Here is a 20,125-nt window from a genome sequence, read left to right as displayed (position 1 = left end):
AGAGCGTCCGTAGAGGCATTCCCACGCAGAGCGTGGGAACGATCATCCTAACGAGGTTTTTGAAATGAATGTTTTGATCATTGGCAGCGGTGGCCGTGAACACGCCCTGGCCTGGAAAGTAGCCCAGGACCCACGCGTGCAGAAAGTCTTCGTGGCCCCCGGCAACGCCGGCACCGCCATCGAAGCCAAGTGCGAAAACGTCGCCATCGACGTGCTGGCCCTGGAGCAACTGGCAGATTTTGCCGAGAAGAATGTTTCCCTGACCATCGTCGGCCCGGAAGTGCCACTGGTGGCAGGCGTCGTCGATCTGTTTCGCAGCCGTGGCCTGGACTGCTTCGGCCCTACCGCGGGCGCCGCCCAGCTGGAAGGCTCGAAAGCCTTCACCAAGGACTTCCTGGCTCGCCACAAGATCCCCACGGCCGACTACCAGAACTTCACCGAGATCGAGCCGGCCCTGGCTTACCTGCGTGAGAAAGGTGCACCGATCGTGATCAAGGCCGATGGCCTGGCTGCCGGTAAAGGCGTGATCGTCGCCATGACCCTGCAGGAAGCCGAAGACGCCGTGCGCGACATGCTCGCCGGCAATGCCTTTGGTGACGCCGGCTCGCGGGTGGTCATCGAGGAATTCCTCGATGGCGAAGAAGCCAGCTTTATCGTGATGGTCGACGGCAAGAACGTATTGCCGATGGCCACCAGCCAGGACCACAAGCGCGTCGGCAACGGCGACAGCGGCCCGAACACCGGCGGCATGGGTGCCTACTCCCCGGCACCCGTCGTAACCGCCGACGTGCACCAGCGCGTCATGGACCTGGTGATCTGGCCAACCGTGCGCGGCATGGCGGATGAAGGCAACGTATACACCGGTTTCCTCTATGCCGGCCTGATGATCGACAAAGCAGGTAACCCCAAAGTCATCGAGTTCAACTGCCGCTTCGGCGATCCGGAAACCCAACCGGTGATGCTGCGCCTGCAATCGAGCCTGGTGCTGCTGGTGGAAGCCGCCCTCGCCCAGGCCCTGGACAAGGTCGAAGCGCAGTGGGACCCACGTCCTAGTGTTGGGATTGTGCTGGCGGCCGGTGGCTACCCTGCCGACTACGCCAAGGGCGATGTGATCGAAGGCCTCGACGCCGCCGCTGCGCTGGAAGGCAAGGTGTTCCACGCGGGCACCGCGCTCAAGGACGGCAAAGTTGTAACCGCCGGTGGCCGCGTATTGTGCGCCACCGCGATGGGTGCCAGTGTCGATGCCGCGCAACAACAGGCCTACAAACTGGCGGCGAAAATCGACTGGAAAGGCTGCTTCTACCGCACCGACATTGGCTACCGTGCCATTGCCCGCGAACGTGGTGAGAACAACTGAGCAGCTACACTTGCAGTAGCTATCCGTTCGGTTAGGTAAGGGCCTTTGGCCCTTGCCGTACCCTGTCGCCCCGCGCATAGTTAACCCGTGCATCCACCTACCGAAGGGATTTCGCCGTGCGCTGGCTCAGGATCGCCATAGGTTTCACAATCAGTCTACTGACCCTGCTCTGCTTGCTACCGGCCCAGGCCGCCGCACAAGGCAGTGGCTGGGCGGTATTGCTTGATGAACAGGCCGACCTGCAACTGAGCGACATCCGTTCCGCCCGCTATACCAATCAATTCAGCCCCATCGAACTGGACCGGATCACTGCCGCGCAGCCGGACGGTGCGTTGTGGGTGCGCTTCAGGCTGCAACCCGGCAAGCACGAACAAGTGCTGCGGGTGTTTGCCCCGGACCTGTCCAGCCTGAGCCTGTACGTACTGGACGGCGACACCCTGGTGGAGCAGCAAATCACCGGCACTCGCCAACCCCAGGCTGAGCGCCCGTTGCCCAGCAGTGACTTCATGTTACCGATGCCCCAGAGCCCGCGGCCCCTGGAGGTGTATTTGCGCCTGGTCTCGGAACACGAACTGCGCCCTTACATCACCCTGGAACCGGCGGTGCTGGCCGCTGCCAACCAGAACCAGACATTGATCTACGGTCTGCTGTTCGGCGTGCTGTCGATGCTGATCCTGCACAACCTCACGCGATTCGCCTACCACCGCTCGCGCAGTAGCCTGTGGCTGGCCGCGTGCGAATTCCTGTTGATGCTCAGCCTGGCGCTACTGCTCAACCTGGTGGGGCCGTGGCTGCCGAACTGGCACGCGATCCAGACCCCTGGCGCCTACCTGGCCCTACTGCTGACCGCACCCTGCGGGTTGATGTTTGCCTACCGCTTTTTCATGCCACTGGGCCCGCACCCGCTGAATAAAGTGTTGATGGCGGACATCCTGCTGATCGTCCTGTGCGGCTTGCTGTTGTTGTTCGTCAACACCTTGCCGCTGAACATCATCACCTATGCCCTGGTCGCGCTGGCGGGCCTGAGCATGCTGTTCGTCTCGGCCTATCATTGGCAAAAAGGCTACCGCCCGGCGCGCTTGTTCGTGGCGGCCATGGTGGTGTTCAACATCGGCACGCTGATCATCCTGCCCGCCCTGCTCGGCCTCACCCTGGTGGCGCCACAAGGCCTGATCGTCACCCTGCTGAGCTTTATCTGCCTCAGCGGCCTGCTGATGAGCCTGGCCCTCGGCGAGCGCCAGCGCGCCATTGTCGAAACCCGCTTCAGCCTGAGCCGCGACCTGGCGGCCAGCAACGCCGAAATCGCCGCCAAGGCCGAGTTCCTGGCGAAGATCAGCCACGAAATCCGCACGCCCATGAACGGTGTGCTGGGCATGACCGAGTTACTGCTGGGCACGCCGTTGTCGGTGAAGCAACGCGACTATGTGCAGACCATCCACAGCGCCGGTAACGAGTTGCTCACCCTGATCAACGAAATTCTCGACATTTCCAAGCTCGAATCCGGTCAGATCGAACTGGATGATGTGCAGTTCGACCTCAATGCATTGATCGACGACTGCCTGAGCATCTTCCGCGCCAAGGCCGAGCAGCAGAATGTCGAGCTGATCAGCTTTATCCAGCCTCAGGTGCCACGGGTGATCAGCGGTGATCCGACGCGGCTGCGCCAGGCGCTGCTGAGCCTTTTGGAAAACGCCCTGCACAAAACCGATGAAGGCGAAGTGCTGATCGTCGTCGCCCTGGATGAGCGCAGCCCCAAGCCACGCCTGCGCATTGCCGTGCAAGACAGCGGCGTGCCCATGGAAGCCGCCGAACGCGACGCCCTGCTGCACAGCGAACTGCACAGCAAGAACTTCCTCTCGGCGACGCGTTTGAGCGGCCACCTGGGCCTGGTCATTGCCCGCCAATTGATCCTGTTGATGAACGGCGAGTTCGGCATCAAAAGCGGCAGTCACCAGGGCAGCACCCTGTGGCTGACCCTGCCCCTGGACCCGGAACGCCTGGAGCATCCGACCAGCGACCTCGACGGCCCGCTCAAGGACGCCCGCGTACTGGTGGTGGACGATAACGACACCTGCCGCAAAGTGCTGGTGCAGCAGTGCACGGCCTGGGGCCTGAACGTCAGCGCCGCGCCTTCGGGCAAGGAGGCCCTGGCGCTGCTGCGTACCAAAGCGCACCTGCGTGATTACTTTGACGTGGTGCTGCTGGACCAGAACATGCCCGGCATGACCGGCATGCAACTGGCGGCGAAGATCAAGGAAGATCCGAGCCTGAACCACGACATACTGCTGATCATGCTCACCGGCATCAGTAACGCGCCGAGCAAGATCATTGCGCGCAACTGTGGGATCAAGCGCATTCTCGCCAAGCCAGTGGCGGGTTATACCCTCAAGACCACCCTGGCCGATGAGCTGACCCAGCGCAGCAAAGGCGCCCTCGTTGCACGCCCGGCCCCCAGCGCACCGGCAGCCATTACCGTGCCCAGCGATTTCCGCATCCTGGTAGCCGAAGACAACAGCATCTCCACCAAAGTGATTCGCGGCATGCTCGGCAAGCTCAACCTCAACCCGGACACCGCCAGCAACGGCGAAGAAGCGCTGCAGGCAATGAAAGCCCAGCGTTATGACCTGGTATTGATGGACTGTGAGATGCCGATCCTCGATGGTTTCTCCGCCACGCAGCAACTGCGGGCGTGGGAAATCAGCCATCAACGCGTGCGCACGCCGGTGGTGGCGCTTACCGCGCATATCCTGTCGGAACACAAAGAACGCGCACGCCAGGCGGGCATGGACGGGCATATGGCCAAGCCGGTGGAACTGTCGCAACTGCGCGAGCTGGTGGACTACTGGGTGGCGCAGCGCCAACAGCGCCCTGAGCACAGCACCCTTTCCTGATGATCGTTCCCACGCTCCGCGTGGCAACGCCGCCCGGTAAGCTCCGCGTCCTGCTTGAACGCGACGCAGAGCGTCACTGGATGCATTCCCACGCAGAGCGTGGGAACGATCAGCAGAGCGCGGGAACGATCAGCCAGCTCCCACATTTGATCTGTGTCGGATAGACTCCTCCACACTTTCCCCGCCCGCGAGCCGCCCCCATGCTCCATGTGTTGTTCAGCGTTTACCTGAAGATGCTGGTGCTCTACAGCCCGTTCTTTGTGCTGTCCTGCTTTATCAGCCTGACCCGTGGCTACTCCAGCAAGGAGCGTCGGCGCCTGGCGTGGAAAGTTGCACTGGCCACCCTGGTATCGAGCGTGTTGCTCTACCTGTTCGGTCGGGTAATTTTCAGCGTGTTCGGCATTACCGTGGATGCGTTCCGTATCGGCGCCGGCAGCGTGTTGTTTATCTCCGCATTAGGCATGGCTCAGGGCAAGTCGGCGGTGCAGACCGACAACGTGCAGCAGGACGTGACCATCGTGCCGCTGACCATCCCGCTCACCGTCGGCCCCGGCACCATTGGCGCCTTACTGGTGATGGGCGTCAGCCAACCGCACTGGGACGATAAGCTCACCGCCATCCTCAGTATTGCCCTGGCCAGCCTGACGGTGGGCGTGGTGCTGTACCTGTCCAACCGTATCGAACGCATTCTCGGCGACCAGGGCTTGCAGATTGTCAGCCGGTTGATGGGCCTGTTCGTCTGCGCCCTGGCCGCGCAAATCATTTTTACCGGGGTACGCGGCTACCTGGTGCCCTAGATCCGGTATTTGGCGATAGCCATTTCCACTTTGTCACCGGCGCTTTCGCGCATCAGTTGGATGGTTTTCTCGTTGACCATCGAGGTATTGAGCACCAGGCAAGTCTGCCCGCTGAAGGCCTCGAACGAGGAGCTGTCCCACTCCAGGAAGGGCAGGCCCACCTGTTTATCCACACCATGGGTGCTGTAGGTCACCAGCACCATGATCAACTCGCCGTCTGTTTCAACGCAGGAGGCCAGGCCGAAATCGCCGCCCTCACGCACTGCGCAATTGCGCTTGAACAGCTCGAAAGATGCTGGCTGGCGCTTCAGTGCGTCCAGCGCATCGGCAGCCAGCTTTGGCAATGCGCTGAGCAGTGGCCCGGACAGCGCCGTCGACGTCAGCATCGAGGCGATGATATTCAGCGCCGCCAGTTGCACCGTCAGGCCCTTGCCCGCACGCGAGACTCGCTCAAAGCGACTGCGCAGCGGCAGCCACCCCAGGCTGACCATCACCTTGATAAATTCCTCGTACCACGCCTCGCTGCCTCGCTGGACGTTCAGCACATCGCTCACATAACTGCTGGCCAGCAGATAGCTTTTGCGCACGTATTCCCGATTCAACGCCGACAAGCCTTCGGCAAACGAAATCACGCCGTTGTTGACCACGGCCGCATTGCAATCATCCTCGCTATCCAACACTGCCGTGGCCTGCCTGGCAGGTGCGCCCGGTAACTTGTAGGCGGCAATCAACTTGCGCCTTTTTTTGCTGTTGATCCTTTTGTGACGTCGCTCCATTTTCTGTTCTCCACAAGCACCCCACATGGGGCTTGCTTCCACACTAGTCCAGGGAGCGGCGGGGTTTCCATGCGACAAACATCCCTTGGCCTGCCCCGCCCAAAACCAGCGTCCAGCAATGACAAGGCGCGGCGGGCAGGCGTGCGGTTTTCATCGCATAAAAAAGAAAAAGCTCCGAACAACGCCAGGGGAATCCCTGGGATATTCGGAGCTTTCCGGCAGCCAACGGGGCTGTTTCAGGAGTTGGGTTTGTTGCCATACCAACGTGGCGTGTACACCCACTCGCCGCCACCCGCACGCGGGAACACACAAGTGGTGGATGAACCGATCAGTACCATGGTGCGCATGTCCACCTGCTCGGGCGTCAGTTGCCCCAAGGTGGTGACGCGCAGTGTCTGGCCTGGGCGGCCGATGTCACGGCCCAGCACCACTGGCGTCTGTGGCGTGCGATGCAGCGCGACGATTTCCAGGGCGCGCCCCAGTTGCCAAGGCCGCGACCGCGAGATCGGGTTGTAGAACGCCAAGGCCAGGTCGGCCTGGGAAGCCAGGTCCAGGCGTTTTTCGATGATAGACCAAGGCTTGAGGTTATCCGACAGCGACATCACACAGAAGTCATGCCCAAGCGGCGCGCCTGCCTGGGCGGCGGTGGCCAGCGAGGCGGAGACCCCTGGCAGGATTTCCAGGTCGACCTGATGCCAGGCCGGCTCGCTGGACTCGTGCAGCGCCTCGATCACCGCCGCGGCCATGGCGAATACACCCGGGTCACCAGAGGACACCACCACCACCGAGCGGCCTTGCGCAGCTAGCTCGAAGGCGTGGCGGGCGCGCTGCATTTCTTCGCGGTTGTCGGTGCAGTGTTGCACTTGATCGTCACGGAATGGCCCGGCCATGCGCACGTAGGTTTCATAGCCCAGCACATCGGTGCAACGCGCCAGTTCCGCCTTCACCGCCGGCACCATCAGTTCTGCGGCGCCGGGGCCCAGGCCAATCACCGCCAGCCGCCCGCGCGGGCGCCCAACCTGTGACAGGTCCAAGGGCTGCTCGGCCACGGTAATACTGATGTCCGCAACGGGTGTCAGCGCGGCAAAGCGCAACGGTACACCCAAGGCCGACGCGGCCTCATGCAAGGACGCGTCAGCCATCTGCAGGTCGCTGGCCAGCAGGCAGGCCAGGGATTGCACGGCCACGCCCGCCTCCTGCAACGCCGTGCGCACACGCTCGGCCAACTGCGCACCCGGCCGGCAGGTGACGTAGACATTCTGCGGGTAAATCAGCAACTCGTTGGCTGCCGGTGTGCGCTCGGCACTGCCCACATGAATCGCCAGGCGCGCTTGTTGATCCTGAGGCAGGTTAGCCTCCTCCAGCCATGGCGCCGCGCCTTCGATGCGCACGCTTTCGCCGGCCAGAAGGTCGGAGACAAAGCGTTTGCCCAACTCGATGTCGGCCAGTTGATAGCCCGCTGGCGGGTTGAGCAGGCAGGTGCCAAAACGCAACTCGCCGCTGGTGGTGATGGCGGCAGACACGCCGAGTGCTGCGCCAATGTCGCGCGCCATCAGGTTCACGCCACCCAGGCCACCGAGCAACGGCACCACCGCGCTGCCGTCTTCGGCCACGGCCAGCACGGCGGGCTCTTCGCCCTTTTCCAGCAGCAACGGCGCCAGGGTGCGGATCACAATGCCCGCGGCGCACAGGGCAATCAGTGGCGTGCCCTGCTGATAAAGCTGACGCAAGGTCGCGCCGAATTCGCTGTAGGTGCGGTCTGCACCTTCAACCCGTGTGGCCAAACCGTGGATCAACGCGCCGGGGTAAACCTGCTGAAGCTTGCGCGCAGTCGCCAGGCTGCCCTGGCCCAGAATCACAATCGCCGGGGTCATCAACCTTGCCACCGTTCACCGGGCACGATGATCAGTGAGAAATACGGCGACGACATCGGCTCCACCTGATCCAGCGGCACGATCTTCTGGTTGGCCATGGTCGCGCGTTCCACGTACAACGCCCGCTCGGCCAGACCCAGTTCTTCCAACACCTGGCGCACTTTCGGAAAGTTGCGCCCCAGCTTCATGATCACTGCGGCATCGGCATCCGCCAAGCGGCGCTTGAGGTCCTCGTGGGGCAACACGCCCGAGAGCACCGACAAGCTCTGGTTGCGATACACCAACGGCGCGCCGAGTACCGAGGCACCACCGAGCATCGAGCACACGCCTGGAATCACCTCGGCGTCGTAGCGCTCGGCCAGGCGGTCATGCAGGTACATGTAGGAGCCGTAGAAAAACGGGTCACCTTCGCAGATCACCGCCACGTCGCGGCCCGCGTCCAGGTGCGCGGCCACGTCGAGGCTGGCGTTGTCGTAGAAGTCGCTGATCACTTGCTCGTAGGACAGCGGCGCGGGCAGCACTTCAGTGGTCACCGGGTACACCAGCGGCATCAGGGTCTGTTGCGGCACCAGGTGGTCCTCGATGATGCCGAAGGCGTTGCCCTTCTTGCCCTTGGCCACGAAGTACGCCACCACCGGCGATTCGCGCAGCAAGCGCAGAGCCTTGACGGTGATCAGTTCCGGGTCGCCGGGGCCTACGCCCAGGCCAAGCAAACGTCCGCGCACCTGCATTATTCGACCTCCGTGGCCAGGGCATTGACGGCGGCGGCAGCCATGGCGCTGCCGCCCAGGCGACCTTGCATGATCACGAACGGCACCCCACGGCTGTCAGCGGCGAGCATGGCCTTGGATTCGGCGGCGCCGACAAAACCCACCGGGAAACCGAGGATCAACGCCGGTTTCGGCGCGCCGGCGTCGAGCATTTCCAGCAGGTAGAACAACGCGGTCGGCGCGTTGCCGATCACCACCACGCTGCCCTCCAGGTGCGGGCGCCACAGCTCAAGGGCGGCGGCGGAACGGGTGTTGCCCAGCTCCCGCGCCAGCTCCGGCACGCTGTCGTCACGCAGGGTGCAGATCACCTGGTTATTGGCCGGCAGGCGTGTGCGAGTCACGCCTTCGGAGACCATCCGCGCATCGCACAGAATCGGCGCGCCAGCGGCCAACGCGTCACGCCCGGCCTTGCCGGCCCCTTCGGAGAATTGCAGGCCGTCGATGGCTTCGACCATGCCGCACGCATGAATCACCCGCACCGCGAGTTTTTCCAAATCAGCCGGGATGCGGTCCAACTTGGCTTCCGCGCGAATAATGGCGAAGGAGTTGCGATAGATCTCCTGACCGTCGCGGATGTAATCAATCATCGGTGTTGCTCCGTGGACGAGCGCGCAACAGGGCGCCCGCCGCTTCAATGGAAAGAGTGCGCGCGTGCAGCCGGCCAAAACCAGGCTGGGCTGCATCGCGAAAATAGAGGTCGTAGTGGCCGGGGCTCACCGCCAGCAAGGTGACTGGCGCGGTGTGCGCGGCAGCACAGGAGCGCGGGCAGCCGGACAGATGCACCTCAACGCCCGATTGCAGAGCGGCCAGTTGCACGGCGTCGGCCTTGGTGTCGGCTAGGCCTTTTGCGCAGCCGCTGGAACCGGTGCAGGCAATCATGCGCGCCAGCGGGTGGCCGAGCGAGCAGATAAAGCCCAGTTGCGCCAGGCGCTCGGTCACGGCGTGAGGCTTTTCGACGTTGGGCACCAGCACACCTTGCCAGGGGGTGAAGCGCAAGGTGCCGTCCCCATAGTCGCTGGCCAGTTGTGCGGCGCCCTTGAGCATCGTCGGGTCCAGGCGGCCCAAGGGCGCGAGGGCGGCGACGTAGAACTGATTCTTTTGCACTTGTGGATAAGTGCCCACCTGGAGCGACGCGTCGCTGGGCGGGCGCTCGAAGCCGTCGATTGGCAGCAACGGCAAGCGCAAATGGCTCAGTACGTTATCCACAGGCAAATGACGCATACGCGTTTGCTCTGGGGTGGCGAGGTCCAGAAAGGTTTCCAGCACAGCCACTACCAACTCAAGGCCTTGGCCCAATGGCACGGCGGCCAGGGGCGCATCCAGGCCCGGACAGCCGGCCAGGCCGAACGCGAGCAGGGTTTCGCCGTGGCGTACGAAGGCCGATAACCACAGGTCGTGGTGATGTTCGAGCATCGCCAGGTCCTCGCCACCATCGAGTTGCACCGCGAACTTGGCCGACAATTCATGGAAACGCGGATGGTTCTCCAGAGTGGCGAGGATCTGTGCGGCCAGCGGGCGGGTGTCGAACAGCATCTGCGGGTCGATGCCGGCGCTGGGGCTGAGCATCAGGTTGCGCACGTCGTCACCGCCCGCGTTGCTGGGGCCCAGGCCCGCCGCCAGCAGCCGGGCGATCAACGCCTCCTGCTCGGCGCCGATGCCGCGGATCTGCAGGTTGGCGCGGTTGGTCGCCTCGATCACCCCGCCCGCATACGCCTGGGCCGCGTCCGCCACGGCGTGGGCCTGGGCGGCAGTGATCGCGCCGCCCGCCAATTTGACTCGGCAAATGCCGCCGTCCAACGCCTGCACAATACGCAGCAACCCCGGACAAGCCGAGGGGCGCAAGGTATTCACAGCGGGCGTTGGGTTCACGGGGCTACCGGTTGATGGGCAAAGGCGCGGTATTATGCCTGCTTTGTCCGGCGGCATGAAAAGCCTGCCCGTCGGATGTCGTTCAAGGAATTGATATGTCGCCCTGGCTGACGGTTGTAGGCATCGGTGAAGACGGCTTCAAAGGCCTGGGCAGGAATGCCCGGCATGCCTTGCTGCGCGCCACGCGGATTATAGGTGCTCAGCGCCAGTTGGACCTGCTGCCGCAGTGTATTGGTGGCGAGCGCCAGCTGTGGCCGAGCCCGTTTTCCCTGGAGCCGGTGTTGTCGCGGCGTGGAGAGCCTGTGTGCGTATTGGCCAGTGGCGACCCGATGTTCTATGGCGTCGGCGCCAGCCTGGCCCGGCAAGTGGCGGCTGAGGAGTTGACGATTTTGCCCGCGCCCTCGTCGGTATCCCTGGCGGCGGCGCGCGTGGGCTGGCCGTTGCAGGAGGTGGTGACATTGTCGGTAGTGGCGCGGCCATTGGCGGCAATCAACACGCATTTGGCCAGTGGTGTGCGCTTGTTGGTACTGAGCAATGATGGCAGCAGTCCCGCCTTGATTGCTGCGTTGTTAACCGAGCGCGGTTTTGGCCCCAGCCGCATCAGTGTGTTTGAACACCTGGGCGGCCCGGCTGAACGGCGTATCGACGGGCACGCGCAAGCGTGGGAGCACATTACGGTTGCCGATTTGAACCTGGTCGCCATCGACTGCCTGGCGGATGCGAACGCACCGCGTCTGTCGCGTCTTGCCGGCTTGCCGGACTCAGCCTTCAAACACGATGGCCAACTGACCAAGCGCGATGTGCGCGCCATGACCCTCGCCCGCCTCGCGCCCATGCCGGGCGAACTGTTATGGGACGTGGGCGCGGGCAGTGGCTCCATCGGTATTGAATGGATGCGCACCCATCCCAGCTGTCGTGCCTTGGCGATTGAAGCCGACACCGGCCGCCAAGGCCTGATCGAACACAACCGCGACGCCCTCGGGGTGCCCGGTCTGCAACTGATTCGCGGCAAGGCGCCGGAGGCGTTAAGCGGCCTGGAAACACCAGACGCCATCTTCATCGGCGGCGGCGTCACCCGCGACGGCGTGCTCGATACCTGCTGGCAACACCTGCGCCCCGGTGGCCGCCTGGTTGCCAATGCCGTGACCCTGCAAAGCGAAATGACCTTGATGAACTGGCGTGCCGAGCATGGCGGCGAACTGACCCGCATCCATGTGGCCCAGGCGCAGCCCTTGGGCGAGTTCGATACCTGGCGCCAGGCGCTGCCGATCACGTTGCTGGAAGTGATCAAGCCGCTATGAAAAGAATTCTGCTGCTGGGCGGGGTCACGGAAGCGCTGGCCATCGCCCGCACCTTGGGGCCTGAACACGTCTACAGCCTGGCCGGCGTGGGCCGCGTACCCACCGACCTCACCTGCCAGGTGCGGGTCGGCGGCTACGGCGGTAGTGAAGGCTTGGCGCAGTTTGTACGTGCCGAACGCATCAGCCTGATCCTTGATGCTACGCACCCGTATGCGGCGCAGATCAGCCGCAACGCGGCCGAGGCTGCAAGGGCATGCGGCGTACCTTGCTGGGCATTACGCCGCCCGGCCTGGCAGCCGCAGCCGGGGGATGACTGGCGAGAGGTCGCCGACTGGGCCGAACTGGTCGAAGCGCTCAAACCCTTCAAGCGCCCGCTGTTCACCTTGGGTCGCGAACCCTTGCAGCACCTCGACGAAATCCCCGCCGAGCAGTTCTGGACCTTGCGCGCGCTGGATGTGTATCCGGGCAACAAGCGCTGTGAAGTGATCGGCGCACGCGGGCCGTTCCTCATCGAGGACGAGCGGGCGTTATTCGAAGAACGGCGAATTGATGTGCTGATCAGCAAGAACAGCGGCAGCACCGCCACCGAGCCGAAGCTGGAAGTGGCGCGTGAGCGTGGGGTGCCGGTGTTGGTGTTGAAGCGGCCGATGTTGGCTCAAGTAGATAGGGAATTCCTGTCGTCTGAAGAAACACTCAGCGCGTTGGCAAACTTCACTCGATGAGTCAGGATCGCTCGCTTGCTTGATTAGTAACCTATTTGTTACCTTCAGGACGGCTAATGATTGAGATCGAAGAATACCAACGCGACAACGATTCCAGTCCGTTCGATGAGTGGTTTTCATCCTTGAGTGTCCCAGCGGCAACTCGAGTTTCAACCGCTTTAGTTCGGCTTGAAACAGGCAACACCAGCAACATCAAGTGGTTCGATGGGCTAGGCGAATACCGTATCGACTGGGGACCCGGCTTGCGAATCTATTTGATACGAGAAGGACATCGATTAATCATCCTGTTCGGTGGTGGTGATAAGTCCAGTCAAAAGCGCGATATCAAGGTCGTAAAGTCGCTGATTAACGAGTATCAGCGTGACAAGAAATTGAAACAAAAGAGGTGACCAGCATGGCGCTTACCCGTAGCTACAAACACACCATCGCTGAACGTGCCCAGCGAGACCCTGCATTCGCCCAAGCGCTTCTCGACGAGGCCGCTACGCTATTTCTCAATGGCGAGCCGGAAATCTCTCGCGTGATCCTGCGTGATTTAGTCAACGCCACAGTAGGCTTTGAAGGCCTTGCGAAACAAACCGCCAAACCTAGCAAAAGCCTGCACCGAATGCTTTCGGCCAGCGGCAACCCCAGCATGGATAACCTTGCGGCGATTTTTGCCGTGATTAGAAAAGCCCTGGGTGTCGATATGCAGGTCCACGGCGTACCCGCTGCATAATTTGGGAGCGGGCTCGCTCGCGAAGGCAGTGTGTCGGCCAAAACATCCAGCGACTGACACACCGCTTTGCGAGCAAGCCCGCACACACTTTGGAATTGCGTTATCAAATGACGGTAGTAGATCAGCCAGCCAAGGCGCTAGCTCAATCAACTGCGCAACCATTGGCTGGAAAAAGCCCTATACCTGACTTGATCGTTCCCACGCTCCGCGTGGGAATGCATCCTGTGACGCTCCGCGTCACGGCTTTAAAAGCGGACGCAGAGCGTCCAACGCGGCATTCCCACGCAGAGCGTGGGAACGATCAGCCCGCCTGGTACGCTGCGTCCCTTCTGCAAAATTGGCAAGCGGCCGTTCTCGTCTATCCTCAAACCCACCACTGCGACACCAAACCACACCCGCCCTTTTTACTTATCCCGCCCGATCAGGCTAAATACCCGCCTGATCGTTTAACCCTACGGATTATCCGCCATGGCCCGTCAACGCTTTGCAATTGCCTGGATCGCCTGCCTTGCAGTGCTGTTCAATGCGTTTGCCATGCCGTTGGCCAGTGCGATGCAGCAGACGGATGACCCGATCAAGCGTCTGATGTGGGGCGGGTTCTGTTCGTCCAATGGCGCGAGCCTCAAGGCGATTGCCCTGGGCAAGCTGGAAATCCCGGCGCCGCCGGATGATCACTCGGCTATGCAGCATTGCTGGTGTTGCTCGGGTTCGGCGCCGTTGGTGGCGTTGCCAGGGCATGTGCCGCAGTTGTATGTGACGCGCTTCGAGGCGGTGCAGAGCCTGCCGCCGCGCTTATTGCGCAATCCCACCCCGCGCCAGCAATGGCCAAGCCTTAACCCCCGCGCCTCTCCAACGGTCTGATCTTCTTCGCAAGTGAACTGCGTTTAGAACCGTTCTGGAGAACTGCCATGCTTAAATCTTCCCTGCTTCTGGCCGCGTTGCTGCTGCCGGTGTTCAGTGCTGCCAATGCCGATGACTACAAGGCCGGCGACTTGGAGGTCAGCAATCCCTGGTCCCAGGAATTGCCGCCGAATGCGCCCACCGTCGCGGCGTACTTTGTGATTCACAATACTGGGGAGACGGCAGATCGCCTGCTCAGTGCCGAGACGCCCTTGGCGGAGAAAGCCGAATTGCATGAGCACGTAATGCAAGGCGACCTGATGAAGATGCAACAGGTGCCCAACGTGGCCGTACCAGCCAAGGGTGAACTGACCTTCGCGCCAATGGCCTATCACGTCATGCTGCTGGGCCTCAAGGACCGCAGCCTGCTCGCCGATGGCAAGCAATTCCCGCTGACCCTCACCTTCGAGAAAGCCGGCAAGGTCGAGGTGCAAGTGTCGGTGCACAAAGCGCCACCGATGGCTGGCCACGAGCATATGCACGCTCAGTAAGCCAACCTCGATGGGCGCTCCTCGCGCCAGGTTGTCTCCCCACTACCGCGTGAAGCGCGGCAGTTGGATCAGCCTGTTCGCCATGCTGATGATCTTTATCGGTCCGCTGATTTCCCAGGCGATGCCGATGGATCATCACGCCGGTATGTCCATGGAAATGCCCATGGATATGCCGAGCGACCACGGTAAATCCCATCACACCCAAGCTCCAGCCGAACACCACGCACTCTGGGCCAAGTGCGGCTATTGCGACCTGCTATTCAGCTGCCCGGCCCTGCCCGGCAGTGTGTCGTTCGTGGCCCTCGGCACCCCGCCGCCCGCCAACGCCCTCACACCCGCCACGCGCCTGGGCCATTCCCGGCAGAGCATCTTCCCCGGCGCCCGTAGCCGTGCGCCGCCCATCGTTTCGTAAGCCCTTCACAGCGTTACTTCACCCCGGCCGACTTTAGACAGACAGCCGCAGGCTGCTGGCCGTGTTGTTTACGATTGATTGATGGAATTTGTCATGTCCAGGTTTTCTGCTGACACCCGTTTGGGAAGTACTGCCCTGCTCACCGCCTTATGCGGCGCACTATTGGCTGCCCACGCTCACGCCGACGAGCATGAGCTGAGCCCCACCGTCATCACCGCGATCGCCCCCAGCTCACCGCTGACCGTGGTCACCAACCCCAAAGACCCTCGCCAACCGGTGCCCGCCAGCGATGGCGGCGACTACCTCAAGACCATCCCCGGCTTCGCCCTGGTGCGCAACGGCGGCACCAACGGCGACCCGGTGCTGCGCGGCATGTTCGGCTCGCGCCTGAATATCCTCACCAACGGCGGCATGATGCTCGGCGCCTGCCCGGGCCGCATGGATGCGCCAACTTCGTATATTTCGCCGGAAACCTACGACAAGCTCACCGTGATCAAAGGCCCGCAAACCGTGCTCTGGGGCCCGGGCGCGTCTGCCGGCACCATCCTGTTCGAGCGTGAGCCGGAGCAGTTCGGCGAGCTGGGCACACGGGTCAACGCCAGCGTATTGGCCGGCTCCAACGGGCGTTTCGACAAGGTCATCGATGCCGCTGCCGGCGGGCCATTGGGCTACGTGCGGGTGATCGGCAACCAGGCCCATGCCGACGATTACAAGGACGGCAACAACGACACCGTCGCCTCGCGCTATGACAAGTGGAACGGTGACGTGGCCGTGGGTTTCACGCCCGACGCCGACACCCTGCTGGAACTCACCGCCGGGCGTGGCGACGGCGAGGCGCGCTACGCCGGGCGCGGCATGGACGGCTCGCAGTTTCTGCGCGAAAGCCTGGGGCTGCGTTTCGAAAAGTCCAATATCGGTGAGGTGCTGGATAAGGTCGAGGCCCAGGTCTACTACAACTACGCCGATCATGTGATGGACAACTACAGCCTGCGTGTCCCTTCGGGCACCGGCATGATGGCGGGCCCCATGGCGTCCAACGTCGACCGCCGCACCCTTGGCGCACGCATCAAGGCCACCTGGCGCTGGGCGGATGTGCAATTGATCAGCGGCCTGGATGCGCAGACCAATGAACACCGTGCGCGCAGCAGCATGGGTATCGACACGTATAAGGATTTGCCGCGCAACAAGGACGCCAATTTCCACAACTACGGTGTGTTCGGCGAACTGACCTGGTACGCCGCCGACAACGATCGCCTGATCACCGGCGCGCGCTTGGACCGCGCCTCGGCCAAGGACTTCCGTCAACGCACCGGCTCGGGAATGATGTCGCGCCCGAACCCGACCGCCGGCGACACCCGCGCCGATACATTGCCCTCGGGCTTTGTGCGTTATGAGCACGACCTGGCGGACAGCCCCACCACGCTGTATGCCGGCCTGGGCCACGCGGAACGTTTCCCGGATTACTGGGAGCTGTTTTCCCCCAACACCGGCGCGGCCGGTTCGGTGAATGCCTTCGACGGCGTGAAGCCCGAGAAAACCACCCAGCTCGACTTCGGTGCCCAGTACAAGAGCGCCGACCTGGAAGCCTGGGTGTCGGGCTATGTCGGCCAGGTGCGCGACTTCATCCTGTTCGACTACAGGCCCGGCATGATGGGCACCACCTCCCAGGCGCGCAATGTGGACGCACGCATCATGGGCGGCGAAGTGGGCGCAGCGTACAAGCTGAGCCAACACTGGAAAGCCGACGCCAGCCTCGCCTATGCCTGGGGCAAGAACAGCAGCGACGGCAAGGCCCTGCCACAAATGCCACCGCTGGACACGCGCCTGGGCCTGACCTACAGCGAAGACGATTGGAGCGCTGGTGCGTTGTGGAGGGTGGTCGCGGCGCAACACCGTATCGACCCGAACAAAGGCAACGTGGTCGGCAAGGACTACGACAAGAGCGGCGGCTTCGGCGTGTTCTCGCTGAACGCGGCCTACCGCATCAACAAGCACTTCAAGGTCAGCACCGGCGTCGACAACTTGTTTGGCAAGGCCTACGCCGAGCATCTGAACCTGGCCGGTAACGCAGGCTTCGGTTACCCAGCCAACGACCCGCAGGCCATCAAGGAGCCGGGGCGTACGCTCTGGACCAAGGTGGACATGAGCTTCTAAAAGCATCGCAGGCAAGCCAGCTCCCACAGGTGCAATACAGTCCCCTGTGGGAGCTGGCTTGCCTGCGATGACGGTGTAACAGACCAAGAAAAATCAAAAGCCTTATGCGGAGCAGCCGATGACCACACAAAAAATTTCCTTCTACAACCTGGCCTGGCGCTGGCACTTCTACGCCGGCCTCTTCGTCGCCCCCTTCATGGTGCTGCTGGCCCTCACCGGCATCATCTACCTGTTCAAACCCCAGCTCGACCCGCTGATGTACGGCCACCTGCTCACCGTGCCCGCCGCCGAACATGCGCTGAGCGCCGACGAGCAACTGCAGCGCGCCCAGGCCGCCTACCCCCACGCCGCGATCAGCAAATACCTGCCCCCTGCCGGCGCCACTCGCAGCGCGCAGTTCGTGATGCGCAACGATGCCCACGAGGTGACGGTGTTCATCGACCCCTATCGCGGCACCGTCCTCGGTGAGCAAGACGCAAACAACAACCTGCAAGCCATCGTCCGCGCCCTGCACGGCGAACTGATGATCGGCACCGTGGGCGATCGCCTGATCGAATTGGCCGCTGGCTGGGGCGTGATGCTGGTGGTGTCCGGCCTGTACCTGTGGTGGCCGCGGGGCAAGTCCTCGGCCGGCGTGTTATGGCCGCGCTTCGGCAGCCGTGGCCGCTTGTTCTGGCGTGACCTGCACGCTGTCGCCGGCTTCTGGGGCGCAGCGTTCCTGCTGGTGATGTTGCTCAGCGGCATGACCTGGACCGGCTTCTGGGGCAAGCAATACGCCGACCTGTGGAACACCTTCCCAGCCGCGATGTGGAACAGCGTGCCGCAGTCCGACCAGCAGGCCCGTGTGCTCAACACGGCCACCCAGCAAACCGTGCCCTGGGCCCTGGAAAACACGCCGATGCCAATGTCCGGCGACCACGCCGAGCATATGAATCACGGCGCAATGCACGCAGGCCCGGCCGCACCCACGGTGCGCCTGCAACAGGTGGTCGACCTGGCCAACACACGCAAGGTCGAGCCCGGCTACAGCGTTACCTTCCCCACCACCGCCTCCGGTGTATTCACCGTCGCGGTGTTCGCCGACGACCCGCGCAACGACGCCACCCTGCACGTGGACCAGTACACCGGCAAGGTCCTGGCCGATGTACGCTGGGATCATTACAACCTGGTCGCACGCGCCACCGAGACCGGCGTGATGCTGCACGAAGGCAAGATGTTCGGCTGGGTCAACCAACTGATCGTGCTGGTGATCTGCCTGATGATTCTGCTCAGTGCGGTCAGCGGCGTGGTGATCTGGTGGAAGCGCCGGCCCCAGGGTGGACTGGGTGTACCGCCGCTGCGCCACGACCTGCCCAAGTGGAAAACCGCGATGGCGATCATGCTCGGGCTGGCGATCATTTTCCCGTTGGTAGGGGCTTCGTTGGTCCTGGTGTGGGCGCTGGATCGCTTGCTGCTGTCACGCATTAGCGCAAACGCCTGAAGCATTGTCGCCCAACGCCCTCTTTTGAAGCCTGCCGTGCACCCAACGGCCTCCGTGGCGCCAACCTGGTGCGCCACGGAGCGGCTTTACCTCCCGAACCCGCCGGTAAACCCGTGTCTGGCGTAGCAGGCACAGCCCTTGCAAAGCCCTGTGTATCTGCCCCACAACAATTATCGGTACACGGAGATCGCACCATGAAGCGTCGCAGCTTGATCAAGGCTTTCACTTTGTCGGCATCCATTGCCGCCATGGGTTTGACCTGGACCGTCCAGGCCGCCGAGACCATCAAGGTCGGCATCCTGCACTCGTTGTCCGGGACCATGGCGATCTCCGAAACCTCGCTCAAAGACATGGCGCTGATGACCATCGACGAGATCAACGCCAAAGGCGGGGTGAACGGCAAGATGCTCGAACCGGTGGTGGTAGACCCAGCGTCCAACTGGCCGCTGTTCGCCGAGAAAGGCCGCCAACTGCTGACCCAGGACAAGGTCGCCGTGGTGTTCGGCTGCTGGACCTCAGTGTCGCGTAAATCGGTGTTGCCGGTGTTTGAAGAACTCAACGGTTTGCTGTTCTACCCGGTGCAGTACGAAGGTGAAGAGATGTCGCCCAACGTGTTCTATACCGGTGCGGCGCCGAACCAGCAGGCGATCCCGGCGGTGGAATACCTGATGAGCGAAGAAGGCGGCAGCGCCAAGCGTTTCTTCCTGCTCGGCACCGACTATGTGTACCCGCGCACCACCAACAAGATCCTGCGCTCGTTCCTGCATTCCAAAGGCGTGGCGGATAAAGACATCGAAGAGGTCTACACCCCGTTCGGCCACGCCGATTATCAGACCATCGTCGCCAACATCAAGAAGTTCTCCGCCGGTGGCAAGACCGCGGTGGTCTCCACCGTCAATGGCGACTCCAACGTACCGTTCTACAAAGAACTGGCCAACCAAGGCTTGAAAGCCACCGAGGTACCGGTGGTGGCGTTCTCGGTGGGTGAAGAAGAACTGCGTGGCATCGACACCAAGCCGTTGGTGGGCAACCTCGCGGCCTGGAACTACTTCCAGTCGGTGGAAAACCCGGTGAACCAGAAGTTCGTGGCCGACTGGAAAGCCTACGCCAAGAAACACAACCTGCCGGGCGCCGACAAAGCCGTGACCAACGACCCGATGGAAGCCACCTATGTGGGCATCCATATGTGGGCGCAGGCGGCGGAAAAAGCCAAGTCCACTGACGTCGACAAAGTGCGTGAAGCCCTGGGCGGCCAGACCTTCGCCGCGCCGTCGGGCTTCACCCTGACCATGGACAAGACCAACCACCACCTGCACAAGCCGGTGATGATCGGTGAGATCCAGGCCGACGGGCAGTTCTCGGTGGTGTGGCAGACCGAAGCGCCGATTCGTGCGCAGCCGTGGAGCCCCTACATCCCGGGCAATGACAAAAAGCCGGACTATGCCGTGAAGAGCAACTAACGCCCCCCACAGCTCGAATGTAGGACATGGTCACTGTGGGCGCTGGCTTGCCTGCGATGCAAACAACTCGGTGTGCCTGACACACCGCAGCGATGCCATCGCAGGCAAGCCAGCCCCCACACAGCCTGCTCCCACACTGTCCCCGCATGATCA

18 protein-coding genes are annotated in these 20,125 nt (G+C 62.6%); 13 read left to right on the top strand and 5 right to left on the bottom strand.

Annotation, left to right across the window (positions count from 1 at the left end):
- Nucleotides 1-64: 64 nt before the first annotated feature.
- From purD to AB4P90_RS03905, 3 genes are all read left to right on the top strand, one after another.
- The gene (gene purD, locus AB4P90_RS03915) at nucleotides 65-1,357 is read left to right on the top strand and encodes a phosphoribosylamine--glycine ligase (protein ID WP_014716727.1); all 1,293 of its coding nucleotides are present in this window, start codon (nucleotides 65-67) and stop codon (nucleotides 1,355-1,357) included.
- 116 nt (nucleotides 1,358-1,473) lie between these two features.
- Nucleotides 1,474-4,248 carry a hybrid sensor histidine kinase/response regulator gene (locus AB4P90_RS03910; RefSeq protein WP_019818278.1) on the top strand — a complete coding sequence of 925 codons (2,775 nt, stop codon included), beginning with the start codon at nucleotides 1,474-1,476 and terminating at the stop codon, nucleotides 4,246-4,248.
- Between the two features lie 200 nt (nucleotides 4,249-4,448).
- Nucleotides 4,449-5,045 (top strand): MarC family protein, encoded by a 597-nt coding sequence (locus AB4P90_RS03905; protein ID WP_003171467.1) that lies wholly within the window; start codon nucleotides 4,449-4,451, stop codon nucleotides 5,043-5,045.
- Here AB4P90_RS03905 and AB4P90_RS03900 read toward each other — a convergent pair.
- The 5 genes from AB4P90_RS03900 to cobG form a co-directional block, all read right to left on the bottom strand.
- The gene (locus AB4P90_RS03900) at nucleotides 5,042-5,821 is read right to left on the bottom strand and encodes a hypothetical protein (RefSeq protein ID WP_019818279.1); all 780 of its coding nucleotides are present in this window, start codon (nucleotides 5,819-5,821) and stop codon (nucleotides 5,042-5,044) included. The two genes, AB4P90_RS03905 and AB4P90_RS03900, sit on opposite strands and share 4 nt — an antisense overlap.
- A 236-nt stretch (nucleotides 5,822-6,057) precedes the next feature.
- Entirely contained in the window at nucleotides 6,058-7,695 is a 1,638-nt protein-coding gene (cobJ, locus tag AB4P90_RS03895) for a precorrin-3B C(17)-methyltransferase (RefSeq protein WP_020301602.1), read from the bottom strand.
- On the bottom strand, nucleotides 7,695-8,426 hold the full coding sequence (locus AB4P90_RS03890) for a precorrin-2 C(20)-methyltransferase (RefSeq protein WP_019818281.1): 732 nt from the start codon (nucleotides 8,424-8,426) through the stop codon (nucleotides 7,695-7,697). Before AB4P90_RS03890 ends, cobJ begins: the two co-directional genes overlap by 1 nt.
- Nucleotides 8,426-9,052: a precorrin-8X methylmutase gene (locus tag AB4P90_RS03885; RefSeq protein WP_014716722.1), complete on the bottom strand. Its 627-nt coding sequence runs from the start codon at nucleotides 9,050-9,052 to the stop codon at nucleotides 8,426-8,428. Before AB4P90_RS03885 ends, AB4P90_RS03890 begins: the two co-directional genes overlap by 1 nt.
- Complete coding sequence (gene cobG / locus AB4P90_RS03880) at nucleotides 9,045-10,391, bottom strand: precorrin-3B synthase (RefSeq protein WP_395605673.1); 1,347 nt, start codon at nucleotides 10,389-10,391, stop codon at nucleotides 9,045-9,047. Before cobG ends, AB4P90_RS03885 begins: the two co-directional genes overlap by 8 nt.
- Before the next feature lie 38 nt (nucleotides 10,392-10,429).
- Between cobG and cbiE the strand changes: the two genes are divergently transcribed.
- The 10 genes from cbiE (at nucleotide 10,430) to urtA (ending at nucleotide 19,972) form a co-directional block, all read left to right on the top strand.
- Nucleotides 10,430-11,635: a precorrin-6y C5,15-methyltransferase (decarboxylating) subunit CbiE gene (cbiE, locus tag AB4P90_RS03875; RefSeq protein ID WP_395605672.1), complete on the top strand. Its 1,206-nt coding sequence runs from the start codon at nucleotides 10,430-10,432 to the stop codon at nucleotides 11,633-11,635.
- Entirely contained in the window at nucleotides 11,632-12,357 is a 726-nt protein-coding gene (locus AB4P90_RS03870) for a cobalt-precorrin-6A reductase (RefSeq protein WP_020301605.1), read from the top strand. The genes cbiE and AB4P90_RS03870 overlap by 4 nt, the downstream gene beginning before the upstream one ends.
- Before the next feature lie 56 nt (nucleotides 12,358-12,413).
- Complete coding sequence (locus tag AB4P90_RS03865) at nucleotides 12,414-12,746, top strand: type II toxin-antitoxin system RelE/ParE family toxin (RefSeq protein WP_019818285.1); 333 nt, start codon at nucleotides 12,414-12,416, stop codon at nucleotides 12,744-12,746.
- 5 nt (nucleotides 12,747-12,751) lie between these two features.
- Nucleotides 12,752-13,075 carry a DNA-binding protein gene (locus AB4P90_RS03860; RefSeq protein WP_014716718.1) on the top strand — a complete coding sequence of 108 codons (324 nt, stop codon included), beginning with the start codon at nucleotides 12,752-12,754 and terminating at the stop codon, nucleotides 13,073-13,075.
- A 468-nt stretch (nucleotides 13,076-13,543) separates the two neighbouring features.
- Nucleotides 13,544-13,936 carry a DUF2946 domain-containing protein gene (locus AB4P90_RS03855; protein ID WP_003188156.1) on the top strand — a complete coding sequence of 131 codons (393 nt, stop codon included), beginning with the start codon at nucleotides 13,544-13,546 and terminating at the stop codon, nucleotides 13,934-13,936.
- A 47-nt stretch (nucleotides 13,937-13,983) separates the two neighbouring features.
- Nucleotides 13,984-14,466: a copper chaperone PCu(A)C gene (locus tag AB4P90_RS03850; protein WP_014716717.1), complete on the top strand. Its 483-nt coding sequence runs from the start codon at nucleotides 13,984-13,986 to the stop codon at nucleotides 14,464-14,466.
- A gap of 10 nt (nucleotides 14,467-14,476) precedes the next feature.
- Complete coding sequence (locus tag AB4P90_RS03845) at nucleotides 14,477-14,878, top strand: DUF2946 domain-containing protein (RefSeq protein WP_032904023.1); 402 nt, start codon at nucleotides 14,477-14,479, stop codon at nucleotides 14,876-14,878.
- 93 nt (nucleotides 14,879-14,971) lie between these two features.
- Entirely contained in the window at nucleotides 14,972-17,032 is a 2,061-nt protein-coding gene (locus AB4P90_RS03840) for a TonB-dependent copper receptor (protein WP_014716715.1), read from the top strand.
- 118 nt (nucleotides 17,033-17,150) lie between these two features.
- Nucleotides 17,151-18,512 carry a PepSY-associated TM helix domain-containing protein gene (locus tag AB4P90_RS03835; protein ID WP_395605671.1) on the top strand — a complete coding sequence of 454 codons (1,362 nt, stop codon included), beginning with the start codon at nucleotides 17,151-17,153 and terminating at the stop codon, nucleotides 18,510-18,512.
- A gap of 194 nt (nucleotides 18,513-18,706) precedes the next feature.
- On the top strand, nucleotides 18,707-19,972 hold the full coding sequence (gene urtA, locus AB4P90_RS03830) for an urea ABC transporter substrate-binding protein (RefSeq protein ID WP_003188149.1): 1,266 nt from the start codon (nucleotides 18,707-18,709) through the stop codon (nucleotides 19,970-19,972).
- Nucleotides 19,973-20,125: the final 153 nt, after the last annotated feature.

This window comes from Pseudomonas sp. B16120, from assembly GCF_044218845.1.
GTDB classification, from domain to species: Bacteria; Pseudomonadota; Gammaproteobacteria; order Pseudomonadales; family Pseudomonadaceae; genus Aquipseudomonas; species Aquipseudomonas paracarnis.
The sequence above is the reverse complement of the archived record's forward strand: the minus strand, read 5'-3'. Positions and strand labels throughout refer to the sequence as shown.